At 42.0% G+C, this 13879-nt stretch carries 10 protein-coding genes and 1 pseudogene; 9 read left to right on the top strand and 2 right to left on the bottom strand.

The window, feature by feature from the left end:
- The first annotated feature begins 36 nt into the window (after positions 1–36).
- The 3 genes and pseudogenes from PAN07_RS07610 (at position 37) to alaS (ending at position 3687) form a co-directional block, all read left to right on the top strand.
- The gene (locus PAN07_RS07610; RefSeq protein WP_269797646.1) at positions 37–288 is read left to right on the top strand and encodes a hypothetical protein; all 252 of its coding nucleotides are present in this window, start codon (positions 37–39) and stop codon (positions 286–288) included.
- A gap of 273 nt (positions 289–561) precedes the next feature.
- A pseudogene (locus tag PAN07_RS07605) lies at positions 562–1048 on the top strand (LURP-one-related/scramblase family protein).
- Between the two features lie 20 nt (positions 1049–1068).
- Positions 1069–3687 carry an alanine--tRNA ligase gene (gene alaS, locus PAN07_RS07600; RefSeq protein WP_237446979.1) on the top strand — a complete coding sequence of 873 codons (2619 nt, stop codon included), beginning with the start codon at positions 1069–1071 and terminating at the stop codon, positions 3685–3687.
- 89 nt (positions 3688–3776) lie between these two features.
- Here the strand turns inward: alaS and PAN07_RS07595 are convergent, their stop codons facing one another.
- Positions 3777–5231 carry an alpha-amylase gene (locus PAN07_RS07595; protein ID WP_269797645.1) on the bottom strand — a complete coding sequence of 485 codons (1455 nt, stop codon included), beginning with the start codon at positions 5229–5231 and terminating at the stop codon, positions 3777–3779.
- A gap of 177 nt (positions 5232–5408) precedes the next feature.
- On the opposite strand from PAN07_RS07595, the gene PAN07_RS07590 reads away from it, so the two are divergent.
- Both PAN07_RS07590 and PAN07_RS07585 read left to right on the top strand, forming a co-directional pair.
- Positions 5409–6158, top strand: a complete 750-nt coding sequence (locus PAN07_RS07590) for an ABC transporter ATP-binding protein (RefSeq protein ID WP_033686761.1) — start codon at positions 5409–5411, stop codon at positions 6156–6158.
- Positions 6139–7773 (top strand): hypothetical protein, encoded by a 1635-nt coding sequence (locus PAN07_RS07585; protein WP_049487320.1) that lies wholly within the window; start codon positions 6139–6141, stop codon positions 7771–7773. The genes PAN07_RS07590 and PAN07_RS07585 overlap by 20 nt, the downstream gene beginning before the upstream one ends.
- Before the next feature lie 67 nt (positions 7774–7840).
- Here PAN07_RS07585 and PAN07_RS07580 read toward each other — a convergent pair whose 3' ends face one another.
- On the bottom strand, positions 7841–9958 hold the full coding sequence (locus tag PAN07_RS07580) for an LTA synthase family protein (protein WP_269797676.1): 2118 nt from the start codon (positions 9956–9958) through the stop codon (positions 7841–7843).
- A 149-nt stretch (positions 9959–10107) separates the two neighbouring features.
- Between PAN07_RS07580 and PAN07_RS07575 the strand changes: the two genes are divergently transcribed.
- From PAN07_RS07575 to aroB, 4 genes are read left to right on the top strand one after another with little or no spacing between them, the layout of a single operon-like run.
- Positions 10108–11271, top strand: a complete 1164-nt coding sequence (locus tag PAN07_RS07575) for a class I SAM-dependent rRNA methyltransferase (protein ID WP_192856284.1) — start codon at positions 10108–10110, stop codon at positions 11269–11271.
- Positions 11268–11945: a type I 3-dehydroquinate dehydratase gene (gene aroD, locus PAN07_RS07570; RefSeq protein ID WP_049516075.1), complete on the top strand. Its 678-nt coding sequence runs from the start codon at positions 11268–11270 to the stop codon at positions 11943–11945. Before PAN07_RS07575 ends, aroD begins: the two co-directional genes overlap by 4 nt.
- Positions 11935–12789 (top strand): shikimate dehydrogenase, encoded by an 855-nt coding sequence (locus PAN07_RS07565; RefSeq protein WP_084862437.1) that lies wholly within the window; start codon positions 11935–11937, stop codon positions 12787–12789. Before aroD ends, PAN07_RS07565 begins: the two co-directional genes overlap by 11 nt.
- 18 nt (positions 12790–12807) lie before the next feature.
- Positions 12808–13875, top strand: coding sequence for a 3-dehydroquinate synthase (aroB, locus tag PAN07_RS07560; protein ID WP_269797644.1), 1068 nt, complete (start codon positions 12808–12810; stop codon positions 13873–13875).
- Positions 13876–13879 lie beyond the last annotated feature (4 nt).

Genomic DNA, 13879 nt, shown 5'->3' with positions numbered 1-13879 from the left:
TACTAAGCTTAACCTTACAGAAAGCGGTAACAAATCATGAAAATATCTACTTTTTTCAAAAAAAGTTATTGGCCAACCTTTTTGATTGTTAACGAAACATATATACTATTCTATCTAAAGGATGGTTTGGATCGAAAATACCTAACAACTGAGTCTATATATTTGGTGATAGGAAACTTTATATTTTGGAATATTTTCGTAGCTATTTTTAGCAATTCGAAAATGTGGGATAAAAGTTGGGATAAAAAGAAAAATGGCAGTAAGAAAAAATATATCCTGAAAAAGTAAGCAGAGATGTAGGGAATGGGTTATTTAAATGGGTATCATTTCCAGTTGACGCAAGCTTAAAAAAACGATATAATAAGAAAGTTGAGATTTGATTTTCAGTTGTCTTAGTCCAGAGAAATGGCGGTGCTGCGAGCCATCTAAGCTAGAAAGTCATGCTACTCAATCATACAATTGCATAAGAATAAGAGAATGACAAGTTCATTGAATGAAGGTGGTACCGCGGTTTTTCGCCCTTCGTGATATGAGCTTGTCTTTTAATTTTTGGAGGTGTTGATGAAAACATTTCTTGTCAAACAAAAGTTTCGTCTTGGAGGCGAACGCTTCGCTATCAAGGATGACAGGGGAGAAATCGCCTATCAGGTAGAGGGATCATTTTTTTAAGATTCCCAAAACTTTTACCATCTATGATGCGACTGGTGAACAAGTTAGTCAGATCAGTAAAGAAATCTTGACCTTGCTTCCTCGTTTTGAGATTCAGCTTCGGGATGGCTCGAGTTTTGTCATTCGCAAGAAGTTGACCTTCTGGCGAGATAAGTATGAGTTTGATAATCTGGGGCTTCGTATCGAGGGCAATATCTGGGATTTGAATTTCAAATTGCTGGATGATCGCGATCAGCTGATTGCGGAAATCAAGAAAGAACTCTTCCATCTGACATCTACCTATAATGTAACGGTCCTTGAGGACGCTTATGCAGATCTAGTCATTTCCCTCTGTGTCGCGATTGACTATGTGGAGATGCTGGAAAGCCAATCACATTAAACAAGCAATAAGGAGACAATATGAAACAACTATCTAGTGCACAAGTACGCCAAATGTGGCTTGATTTCTGGGCGACCAAAGGTCACTCAGTAGAACCATCAGTGAGCTTGGTTCCTGTAAATGACCCTACACTTTTGTGGATCAACTCTGGGGTAGCAACCCTTAAGAAATACTTTGACGGGACCATTATCCCTGAAAATCCACGTATTACCAATGCCCAAAAGGCTATCCGTACCAACGACATCGAAAACGTAGGGAAGACTGCACGTCACCATACCATGTTTGAAATGTTGGGGAACTTCTCTATCGGAGATTACTTCCGTGACGAAGCCATCACTTGGGCTTATGAGCTTTTGACAAGCCCTGAATGGTTTGACTTCCCAGCTGAAAAACTTTACATGACCTACTATCCAGATGATAAAGATTCTTATAACCGCTGGATTGAAGTGGGAGTGGACCCAAGCCACTTAATTCCAATCGAAGATAACTTCTGGGAAATCGGTGCCGGACCTTCTGGACCAGATACAGAAATCTTCTTTGACCGTGGAGAAGCCTTTGACCCAGAAAATATCGGACTTCGCCTGCTTGCAGAAGATATTGAAAACGACCGTTATATCGAAATCTGGAACATCGTTTTGTCACAATTTAACGCAGACCCTGCTGTTCCTCGTAGCGAATACAAGGAACTGCCACACAAGAACATTGATACGGGCGCTGGTTTGGAGCGTTTGGTGGCAGTTATCCAAGGGGCTAAGACCAACTTTGAAACAGACCTCTTCATGCCGATCATTCGTGAAGTGGAGAAATTGTCTGGTAAGGTTTATGACCAAGATGGCGATAACATGAGCTTTAAGGTTATCGCTGACCACATTCGTTCTTTGTCATTTGCCATCGGTGATGGTGCCCTTCCAGGAAATGAAGGTCGTGGTTATGTCCTTCGTCGTCTTCTCCGTCGTGCTTCTATGCATGGTCAAAAATTGGGAATCAACGAGCCTTTCCTTTACAAACTCGTTCCAACCGTTGGTAAGATCATGGAAAGCTACTACCCAGAAGTGCTTGAAAAACGTGACTTTATCGAAAAAATCGTTAAGAGTGAAGAAGAGTCATTTGCTCGTACCCTTCACTCAGGTCAACACTTTGCCCAAGGCATTGTAGCTGACTTGAAAGAAAAAGGTCAATCTGTCATTGCTGGTTCAGATGTATTTAAACTTTACGACACTTATGGATTCCCAGTTGAATTGACTGAAGAAATCGCTGAAGAAGCTGGTATGACTGTGGACCGTGAAGGATTTGAAGCAGCTATGAAAGAGCAGCAAGAACGTGCGCGTGCGTCAGCTGTCAAGGGTGGCTCAATGGGGATGCAAAATGAAACCCTTCAAAACATCACTGTAGAAAGTGTCTTCAACTACAATGCTAGCCAATTATCTTCTAAATTGGTGGCTATCGTGGCTGACAATGCAGAAGTAGAAGCTGTATCAGAAGGAACTGCCTCTCTTATCTTTGCGGAAACGCCATTCTATGCTGAAATGGGTGGACAGGTCGCTGACCACGGACAAATCTTGGATGAGTCAAGTAAGGTCGTGGCTACTGTGACCAATGTTCAAAAAGCACCAAACGGACAAGCCCTTCACACGGTTGAAGTTCTTGCACCGCTTGCCTTGAACCAAGAATATACCTTGGCAATTGATACAAATCGTCGTCACCGTGTCATGAAAAATCACACTGCGACTCACTTGCTTCACGCTGCTCTTCACAACATCCTTGGAAACCACGCGACACAAGCAGGATCTCTTAACGAAGTCGAATTCCTTCGCTTTGACTTTACGCATTTCCAAGCAGTAACTGCTGAAGAATTGCGTGCCATTGAACAGCAAGTCAACGAGAAAATCTGGGAAGCTCTTGAAGTGAAGACAGTTGAAACGGATATTGACACTGCTAAAGAAATGGGAGCTATGGCCCTCTTTGGTGAGAAATACGGCAAAGAAGTCCGTGTTGTTACTATAGGTGACTACTCTATCGAGCTTTGTGGTGGTACCCACGTTGGCAACACTTCTGAAATTGGTCTTTTCAAGATTGTCAAAGAAGAAGGGATCGGATCAGGAACTCGCCGTATCTTGGCAGTGACTGGTAAGGAAGCCTTTGAAGCCTACCGTGAACAAGAAGATGCTCTTAAAGCAGTCGCAGCAACATTGAAAGCACCTCAAGTCAAGGAAGTACCTCACAAGGTAGAAGGACTTCAAGAACAACTTCGTCAACTTCAAAAGGAAAATGCTGAGTTGAAAGAAAAAGCCGCAGCTGCAGCCGCAGGCGACATCTTCAAGGATGTGAAGGAAGTCAATGGTCACCGTTACATTGCTAGCCAAGTATCTGTATCTGACGCTGGTGCCCTTCGTACTTTTGCGGATAACTGGAAACAAAAAGACTACTCTGATCTTCTTGTCCTTGTTGCAGCAATTGGGGACAAAGTTAATGTCCTTGTAGCAAGCAAGACAAAAGACCTTCATGCAGGAAACCTTGTCAAAGAATTAGCACCAATCGTCGATGGACGTGGTGGTGGTAAACCAGACATGGCCATGGCAGGAGGAAGCAACCAAGCTAAGATCCAAGAATTGTTGGATGCAGTAGCAGGTAAATTGTAAGATAATAAAGATCTATCCACTTGGGTAGGTCTTTTTGTGAATACAAAAAAACCAAATCCGCTTGGATCTGGCTTGATGATTATAAGCTATTAGATAGTATTGGCTGCCCAGACACTTACCGAAGCAGCTGAGACAGGGAATTGTCCATAACCTTCCTCATCGATGATAACTTGAGCTTGGTGGTTTTCAAGTAGATCTACAAAGGTTTGGTTAGCCCATTCTTGGCCGATAAACATTGATTTGCTGTTTTCTTGGTCATTTGAGATGAGAACTGCGATTGGGGATTGATTTTCAGCACCTGAACGTACCCAACCGATACAGTTAGGATCATCAAAGTAGTCATTTTGTTCTCCATAGGCCAAGTCTTTTCGGATGGCTAGGAGGCGGTCAAGGACTTCTTTGAAATCTTGTTGAGCATACTGCCCTGAAATCCCATAGTAGTCGCCGTAAAAGACACATGGAAGGCCATTTTGGCGTAACAGAATGAGGGCATAGGCTGCTGGTTTGAACCATTCTTCAACAGTCGATTCAAGGGCTTGTCCTCGTTGGGTATCATGGTTGTCGACAAAGGTCACAGCCTTATCAGGCTTGAGTTCAACCAAGCTATCTGTGAAAATACCACGAAGGTCATAGTTTGCGCCAGCTTGACTGGCTTCAAAGAGATTCTGGTGTAGACGAACATCGACAAGGTCAAAGCGTTCTTCCGTTTTTTCAAGATAGTCCAGATTGGCTTCCTTGTCAGGATTCCAGAATTCACCAAAAACATAGAAATCGTCACCGTATCTTTCCTTCATATCTCGGATGAAATTGCGCATGAAGAAAGAGTCAATGTGCTTAACGGCATCCAAGCGGAAACCAGCTACACCAGTTGTCTCCATGAACCATTCAGCCCAGTCATAGATATTTTGAATGACTTCAGGATGTTTAAAGTCTAGGTCGGCATACATGAGGTAGTCATAGTTACCGTTTTCATTATCGACCAATTCCTCATTTGCCCAACCCTTGTTGTCTCCTTGAATCAGATAAATCCCAGACTTGCGGCGTTTGGCATCATAGTCTGTACCGGTGAAGTGGTACCAGTGCCAGTGGAAGTCATTGTAGGTGTCTTGGCGACCATCGAAGGTAAAGCTAGTCCAGCCATTGATGGTGAAGGGTTCCCCAAGTTCAACTGTACGGTCTACAGGATCCACTTCGATAACCTGAAAGGCTTCCATGTGATCGGCCGCAGCCTTGTGGTTTAGCACTACATCGGCCATAGGTTGAATTCCCTGTTCTTTTAGAGCTTGAATAGCTTGAAGATAGTCTTCTTTAAAACCATACTTGGTGCGGACAGTTCCTTTTTGGTTAAACTCTCCTAGGTCGAATAAGTCATAGACCCCATAGCCTACATCTTTTTCATTGGTTGCCTTAAAAGCTGGTGGCATCCAGACATGGCTAATACCGAGATCAGCTAAGTGTTGAGCATCTTCAGCTAGACGCGTCCAGTGCTGGCCGTCGTGGGGGAGATACCATTCAAAGTATTGCATAAGTGTTTGATTTTGCATGATTTTTCCTCTTACTTGTCAATCTTGTTCTTTATTCTATCATAAAGTATCTCTTGACTCAAACGTTTGCGTAATACTAAATAATAAGTTTTTGACTATTTTATATAAAATGTTGATTTTTAAAATGAAAGCGCTATAATAATAGTAAATTACATAGATAAAGATAGGAGTCAGCCCATGATTGAATTTCAAAATGTTAGTAAGTTGTATGGTGATAAAGCGGCTTTGAGCAATCTCAATCTGCAGATTGAAAATGGAGAGATTATGGGCTTGATTGGCCATAATGGTGCTGGGAAATCGACCACTATAAAATCCCTAGTCAGTATCATTTCACCCAGCAGTGGTCGTATTTTGGTTGACGGTTTAGATTTATCGGAAAATCGCTTGGCTATCAAACGAAAGATTGGCTACGTTGCAGACTCGCCTGACTTATTTTTACGTTTAACGGCCAATGAATTTTGGGAATTGATTGCTTCATCCTATGATTTGAGCAGCTCTGACTTGGAGGCTAGTCTAGATAGGCTATTGAAGGTTTTTGATTTTGCTGAAAACCGTTATCAGGTTATTGAAACCCTTTCTCACGGAATGCGTCAGAAAGTCTTTGTCATCGGGGCACTCTTGTCTGATCCTGATATTTGGGTCTTGGACGAACCCTTGACTGGTTTGGATCCCCAGGCTGCCTTTGATTTGAAGCAAATGATGAAGGAACATGCACAAAAAGGTAAGACAGTCTTGTTTTCAACCCATGTCCTCGAGGTAGCTGAGCAAGTCTGTGATCGGATTGCAATCTTGAAAAAGGGGCATTTGATTTATTGTGGTAGTGTAGAGGACTTGAGAAAAGACCACCCAGACCAGTCTTTGGAAAGTATCTACCTTAGCCTTGCTGGTAGAAAAGAGGAGGGTGAAGATGCGTTTCAAGGTCATTAAAAAATTAGTTGATATCAATATCCTCTATTCATCTAAAGAAGCGAATCTGGCTAATCTACGAAAGAAGCAGGCTAAGAACCCTGGGAAAAAAGTAAATGTTTCCGCTAGAGTCCTAAGTTCTTACATTTTTTCTAGCCTCTTGATGCTACTTTTGTTTATAAATATAGCCTTTCATTTTCCTTTTGAGGAAATGCCAAGTCTTTTTAGTACCATGGTTGCTATTTTACTGGTGCTTGCCTTTTCAACGGCTTTCACTGCCTTTTACAATGTCTTTTATGAGAGTAAGGATTTGGCCTCCTATAGTCCCTATGCCTTTAAAGAATCAGAGATTATAATCGCTAAAGGACTGTCTGTCCTCTTGCCAGCTCTAACTGGAATTGTACCAACCCTAGCTTATTTTCTAGTCCTCTACATTAGGTTAGCTCCTTCTCTTTGGCTGGGCTTGCCTTTGATGCTGCTGTCCTTGGCCTTATTATTTGTCTCTGTTACTTTAGTGATGGTAGGGGTAGTGCATTTCTTGGCTCAAACTACCGTTTTTAGAAAGTATCAGTCTATTTTTGCCAATGTGATGATTGGGATTGGGGTTCTCATACCTTTATTATTTGTCTTCCTTCTACAGTCGACTTCTAGAGATATAGTTGACAGAGTTAGAGATATTCCATTTCTCCTTTATCCTATTCATCTCTTTTACAAAATAGCAGTGGAGCCTTTTTCGACAGAGGCCATACTGGGTCTGCTCGCTTGGATAGCTTTAACTGTTTTCTTGCTTTATCTGACCAAAAAGAAGGTTTTTCCTCATTTTTATGACGTGATTCTGCTTAACAGTGAGGAGAAGGTCAAAAAAGAACGTCGCAGTAAAGAGGGGATTTCAAGAACTAAAAAGGGATTTTTCCGCATGGTTTTGCGCTACAACCTCTCCCTCTTGGGACAGGGGACTGGCGTGATTACAGTACTTTTTACAAGTGCGTTCCTTCCCTATCTCATGATGATTGGTCCGATTTCCACAATCCGAGATTCTCAGTTAGTTCCAGACGTTCATCCTCGATACTGGTTACCCTTGTTTTTCGTGGGAATGTTTATAGCAGTTGTCAATAACAATATCACCAGCCTTCCTTCAATTGCCTTATCCTTGGAGAGGGAAAATGTTGATTTTCTGAAGAGTTTACCCTTTGACTTTGCTCGTTATGTGAAAGTGAAATTTTGGATTATCTTTGCTGTCCAGTCCTTTTTACCTATCTTGACTTTACTTGGTCTTTCCCTTTATTTAGGATTGCCTATCCTTTCGATGATTTACCTTCTTGTGGCATGGGTTCTTGCCAGTGTCAGCCTTTCTTGCCACCATTATTTTAAAGATATGAAAAATCTGTCAACCAATTGGAGTAGCATTACGGACCTGGTGAATCGTTCAAAAGGTATAGTCACAATGGTTTTGATTATTATTTATAGTGCTATCTTATTGATTTCAACTATTGTGAGCGTATACTTGCTTCAGTCTCTTTCCCCTGTCCTTGCCATCAGCTTGGGAGTAGGAGCTCTTATCCTCCTGCTTGGTCTTGCTATATTTAGCTATCATTACTACCTGTCACGGATATTGTTAGAGATAGAAAAAAGATAAGGTTGTTGGTCGCTTACTTGATAAATTTTATAAAAAGAAATGCTCCTCCAAGACGGAAGAGCATTTTTTATTGTGATTTTGATTCGGTTTCTGCCGACTCTGGATGGAGTTCTTGGTAACTTGGTGCCTTGAAAAGGTCAGTACTGGTCTTACCTTGTCGTTGGCTAAAGAGACTGGTTGATTGACTACCTTTTTCCTGCTCAATCTTTTGAAGAATTGGTAAAGAATTGAGGTAAGAAATACTTTCTGTATCAACTTTTCCAAGATGATCTGCTTGGTAGAAACGTATCAAATCGCCAGTTTGAATCTGGTCGCTGATTTTCAGCTGTTGGCTGGCTGCCTGCCGAACAATGTCTAGTTCAGTCTGAGCTTGTTCATCAAGATTGCTGATTTCAAGACCGCTCTCAGTATAGTAGGTTCGTCCGTCATAACTGGTGTATTTTGGTGTAACGAAGGAATTGGCAGTCCGAAAGGCAACGATTTCTTGATGATCTGGAGACAGAAGATCTTGTCCAACTTGAAGGAAGGAATTGGACTCAATACCAAGGAGGTGTTCGAGAGTCGGTAAGATATCGATTTGTCCACCGTAGGTATTGATGATTTGTCCTTTTTCATAGCCAGGCATGACCACCATAAAAGGCACTCGTTGCAACATGGCATTGTCGTAATTCGACCAGTTCTCAGAAGTCTTTCCAATCAAGGGTGCCAGCTCAGGATTTCGGGAGTTAGAAATTCCATAATGGTCTCCGTAGATGACGATGATGGATTTTTCATAGAGGCCACTTTCTTTGAGATAGTCAAAGAAGGCCTTGATAGCACTATCCAGATAGTTAGCCGTTTGGAAGTAGCCATTGATTGTTTCATCTTTGGTTTTAGCCAGTGGGAAACCAAGCTCATCGCCTGTCAGATTGCTAGCATAGGGATAGTGATTGGACACCGTGATATACTTAGCATAAAAAGGCTGCTGCAAGTGCTCTAGATATTGGATAGAATCTTTCATCATGATTTTATCATTTAAACCATATTGGAAAGAATTGCTACTGTCTTGCTTGGTAAAATAGGAAGCATCAAAGAAGTATTGATAGCCCCATTGTTTGTAGGTCGTATTTCGATTCCAGAAGGTCCCGATATTACCGTGAAAGACAGCACTTGATTGGTAGCCGTTTTTTGATAGGATAAAAGGAGCTGCCTGCTGGGTATTGGTGCCACCGTAGTTGACCATGAAAGAACCTTGGTTAAGACCAAATAAACCGGTTTCTAGCATGGTTTCCGCATCGGAGGTCTTACCAGCCTTGACTTGGTTAAAGATATTCGAAAAGGCTAGGGTTGATTGCGAATGGTAGAGGGAATTGAGGAAGGGAGTGACTTCATGCTCAGTTCCATCCATGTTGAGTTTATAGTCAAGCAGGAACTGTTGGAAACTCTCCAAGTGGAGATAAATCACATTTTTCCCTTTAGCCAAGCCAAAATAGTCTGGATTGGGCTTAGCCGAATGCTCTTGAATATAATCTGTAATAGGTTGCAGGTCAGTCTCAGAAGCCTTAGCACGCTCCTTGTTGGCGCTATAGGATTGATTCGCACTATAACCTAAAAAGGCGGGTAAGCTAAGGGCACGAACAACATAATAATTGGAAAATCCTCGTGACAGGAGATCGGGACGCTCAATTTCAGTCAAGAAAAGATTAGCTGAAAAGAGCAGGACTGAGAGTGCAGTGATGGCAATACTGGAGCGGAATTTGAAAGGTCTCCTATCCAGCTGGATAAATTTTTTAAAGAAAAGGAATGCTAGCAGTGGGAAATCCATAAAATAGATGAAATCCCAAGGACGCAGTAACTCTAGTTCTGCAGTACCGACAGATACCTTGCTGACCACCTTCATGGTATTAGCCGTGATAAAGTCGCTAAATTCTCGATAGTAAAAGACATTAGAATAAAGCCAAATGAATAAAAGACTATAAATAGCTATACTCAGACCATAAAAAATCTTGGTTGACCGAGCATAGAGGGCTAGAGCCAGCAGGAGTAACCCCAAAGGAAGGGGATTGAAAAAGGCGATAAAGGCAAGGTAATTTCCTTGTAATTTTCCTACTTGAATATCTAAATTAAAGTCAACGGTATAGGCTAATAAGGTTTTGAGCCAATAGAGGATTAAAAGGGTTAGGACAAAACCCAGTCTGGTACCCATGGCTTTTTGGATTTTGTTAAAATTAATTCTCACACATTTACTTCCTAATTTTTTATTAGTATTAGTATACCATTTTTTAAAATGAAAGTAAAAAAGCAAGGGTAGTTTCTTTTTTGAGAATTGGCTAAAAGTTTGATATAATGGTAGTTATGAATAGAATAAGAGTCAACAAAAGGGTTGAAAAGAAGCTCGCTAAAGGGCTAGTTTTACTAGAAGCTAGCGACCTTGCAGATGTTCATCTCAAGGATCAGGAAGTAGAAGTTCATAGTCAAGATGGCAACTTTCTTGGTACTGCCTACCTTTCTCAGCAAAACAAGGGCTTGGGCTGGTTTGTCAGCACAGACAAGGTGACCTTCAATCAAGCGTTCTTTGAAGCACTGTTTAGACAAGCTAAAGAAAAGAGAAGTGCCTACTATCAAGACGAATTGACAACTGCCTTTCGTCTCTTCAACCAAGAGGGAGATGTCTTTGGTGGTCTGACAGTGGACCTTTATGGCGACTATGCTGTCTTTTCTTGGTATAACTCTTATGTTTATCAGATTCGCAAGGTTATCTCAGAAGCTTTTAGACAGGTTTTTCCTGAGGTTTTAGGAGCCTATGAGAAGATCCGTTTTAAGGGTTTGGACTACGAATCTGCCCATGTTTATGGTCAAGAAGCACCTGACTTTTTCACTGTTTTGGAAAATGGTGTTCTGTATCAAGTCTTTATGAACGATGGCTTGATGACAGGGATTTTCCTAGACCAGCATGAAGTTCGTGGTAGTCTGGTTGATGGATTGGCTATGGGCAAATCTTTGCTCAATATGTTTTCTTATACAGCAGCCTTTTCAGTAGCTGCGGCCATGGGAGGAGCAAGTCAGACAACTTCTGTTGACCTAGCTAAACGTTCACGAGAATTGTCTCAAGCGCATTTTCAGGCAAATGGGCTCAGCACAGACGACCACCGTTTTATAGTCATGGATGTCTTTGAGTATTTCAAGTATGCCAAACGAAAAGGCTTGACCTACGATGTGATTGTTCTAGATCCGCCTAGCTTTGCTCGGAACAAAAAACAAACTTTCTCTGTGGCCAAGGATTATCACAAGTTGATTTCCCAGAGTCTTGAGATTTTAAATCCTGGAGGGATTATCATTGCCAGTACTAATGCTGCCAATATTTCCCACCAGAAATTTACAGAACAAATTGATAAAGGCTTTGCAGGAAGAAGTTACCAGATTTTAAATAAATACGGTCTTCCAGCAGATTTTGCCTATAATAAAAAAGATGAAAGTAGTAATTACCTCAAGGTGATTAGTATGAAGGTTAGTAAATGAAATTAATTGTTTCAGTAATGCCAAGAAGTTTAGAGGAGGTCCAGGCTCTGGATGCCACGAGGTACCTAGATGCCGACATCATTGAATGGCGTGCCGACTATCTGCCTAAGGAAGCGATTTTGCAGGTGGCTCCAGCTATTTTTGAAAAATTTGCAGGTCGTGAGTTGGTTTTCACGCTGCGAACTCGCGCTGAAGGGGGAGAAATCGACCTTTCTCCAGAAGAATATATCCATCTAATCAAGGAAGTGGCGCAACTCTATCAACCAGACTATATTGATTTTGAGTACTATAGCTACAAGGATGTTTTTGAGGAAATGCTGGACTTCCCAAATCTCGTTTTGAGTTACCACAATTTCCAAGAAACGCCTGAAAACATGATGGAAATCTTGTCAGAGTTGACGAGCCTAAATCCAAAACTTGTCAAGGTTGCGGTGATGGCTCACACGGAACAGGATGTGCTAGACTTGATGAACTATACACGAGGCTTTAAAACCCTCAATCCTGAACAGGAATATGTAACTATTTCTATGGGTAAGGTGGGCAAGGTCTCTCGTATCACTGCGGATGTGACGGGTTCTAGCTGGTCTTTTGCTAGTCTAGATGAGGCAAGTGCCCCTGGTCAGATTTCTCTAGCTAACATGAAAAAAATCAGGGAGATTTTGGATGAAGCTTGATGGCTATACACGTTTAGCAGCAGTTGTTGCCAATCCTATTAAGCATTCTATCTCTCCCTTCATCCACAATAGTGCCTTTGAGGCGACAGCTACCAATGGTGCTTACGTGGCTTGGGAGATTGAAGCGAGTGATTTGGCGGATACAGTGGCTAATATTCGTCGCTACCAGATGTTTGGCATCAACCTGTCCATGCCCTATAAGGAGCAAGTGATTCCATATTTGGATGAGCTGAGTGACGAAGCGCGCTTGATTGGTGCGGTCAATACGGTTGTCAATGAGAATGGCAATTTAATTGGATATAATACAGATGGCAAGGGATTTTTTAAGAGCTTGCCTTCTTTTACAATTTCAGGTAAGAAGATGACCCTGCTGGGTGCAGGCGGTGCGGCCAAATCTATCTTGGCGCAAGCTATTTTGGACGGCGTCAGTCAGATTTCAGTCTTTGTTCGTTCAGTTTCTATGGAAAAAACAAGACCTTACCTAGACAAGTTACAGGAGCAGACAGGCTTTAAAGTGGACTTGTATGCTTTAGAAGATGTTTCTGTCTTGCAGGAAAGGATTGCCGAGTCGGATTTACTTGTCAATGCGACAAGTGTAGGGATGGATGGTCAATCCTCTCCAGTTCCAGAAAGTATTAGCTTGCCAGAAAATCTCTTGGTGGCAGATATCATTTACCAACCCTTTGAAACGCCATTTTTAAAATGGGCTAGGAGACAGGGCAATCCAGCTGTCAATGGTCTAGGAATGTTGCTTTATCAAGCTGCAGAAGCTTTTCAACTGTGGACAGGTAAAGAAATGCCGACAGAAGAAATTTGGCAGTCCTTAACAGAAAAATACCAATAAAGAAAGGGAGATTCTCCTATGAAAATCAGAATCGATATTCCTCATCATCCTTATGATATTCAGATTGAAAAAGGTTGTCTGGCTCAAGCTGGTCAATGGTTGCGAGAACTCTGGCAACCGCAAAAAGTGGTCATTGTAACAGACAACCATGTAGCTTCTCTTTATGCAGAGAAGGTCAAACTCAGCCTAGAAGATGCTGGTTTTCCGGTAGCCGTTTTTGACTTTTTAGAAGGGGAAGAAAGAAAGAATTTAACCACTGTTCAGAAAGTCTATGAATTTCTAGTCAAGCAAGGTCTAACTCGTAGTGATGGGATTGTAGCCCTAGGTGGTGGTGTCGTTGGAGACCTAGCTGGTTTTGTAGCCTCAACCTATATGCGGGGCATTCACTTTGTTCAGATTCCGACCAGCTTGACAGCCCAGGTGGATTCTTCTATCGGTGGAAAAACAGGCGTTAACACTCCATTTGCTAAGAATATGGTGGGTACCTTTGCCCAACCAGATGGGGTTCTGATTGATCCGCTTGTCCTTGAAACACTCGGAAAGAGAGAGTTGATTGAAGGAATGGGTGAAGTTATCAAGTATGGCTTGATTGAGGATCCAGAACTGTGGGCTCTTTTGACGGAACTGGATGGTTCTGTAGAGAGCATACTGGAATATGCAGAGACCTTGATTGAACATTCTTGTCAGGTTAAGCGTAAGATGGTAGTTGAGGATGAGTTGGACAATGGTGTTCGCCTTTACCTCAATTTTGGCCACACCATTGGCCATGCCATTGAAGCAACGGCCGGTTATGGCAAAGTCATGCATGGTGAGGCTGTGGCCATGGGCATGATACAGATTTCCAAGGTTGCTGAGGAGAAGGGACTTATGCCAGCTGGCATTACCCAATCTATCACAGAGATGTGTCAGAAATTCGGCTTGCCTGTTGACTATGAAAATTGGGATGTTGATAAGCTTTATCAGGCTTTGACACATGACAAGAAAGCGCGTGGCAATACCTTGAAATTGGTCTTGGTACCAGAGCTTGGTTCAGCGACGATTCACCCAGTTTCTCTAGAAGAGATGAAAGACTACTTGGTAAAATAAGGAG

It is taken from the genome of Streptococcus sp. SM5, from assembly GCF_027497975.1.
This window is presented reverse-complemented; position numbering and strand designations above follow the sequence as displayed.

Coding starts and splice junctions, on each gene's coding strand:
- PAN07_RS07610 (WP_269797646.1), top strand. CDS start 37: ATGAAAATATCTACTTTTTTCAAAAAAAGTTATTGGCCAACCTTTTTG.
- alaS (WP_237446979.1), top strand. CDS start 1,069: ATGAAACAACTATCTAGTGCACAAGTACGCCAAATGTGGCTTGATTTC.
- PAN07_RS07595 (WP_269797645.1), bottom strand. CDS start 5,231: ATGCAAAATCAAACACTTATGCAATACTTTGAATGGTATCTCCCCCAC.
- PAN07_RS07590 (WP_033686761.1), top strand. CDS start 5,409: ATGATTGAATTTCAAAATGTTAGTAAGTTGTATGGTGATAAAGCGGCT.
- PAN07_RS07585 (WP_049487320.1), top strand. CDS start 6,139: ATGCGTTTCAAGGTCATTAAAAAATTAGTTGATATCAATATCCTCTAT.
- PAN07_RS07580 (WP_269797676.1), bottom strand. CDS start 9,958: ATGGGTACCAGACTGGGTTTTGTCCTAACCCTTTTAATCCTCTATTGG.
- PAN07_RS07575 (WP_192856284.1), top strand. CDS start 10,108: ATGAATAGAATAAGAGTCAACAAAAGGGTTGAAAAGAAGCTCGCTAAA.
- aroD (WP_049516075.1), top strand. CDS start 11,268: ATGAAATTAATTGTTTCAGTAATGCCAAGAAGTTTAGAGGAGGTCCAG.
- PAN07_RS07565 (WP_084862437.1), top strand. CDS start 11,935: ATGAAGCTTGATGGCTATACACGTTTAGCAGCAGTTGTTGCCAATCCT.
- aroB (WP_269797644.1), top strand. CDS start 12,808: ATGAAAATCAGAATCGATATTCCTCATCATCCTTATGATATTCAGATT.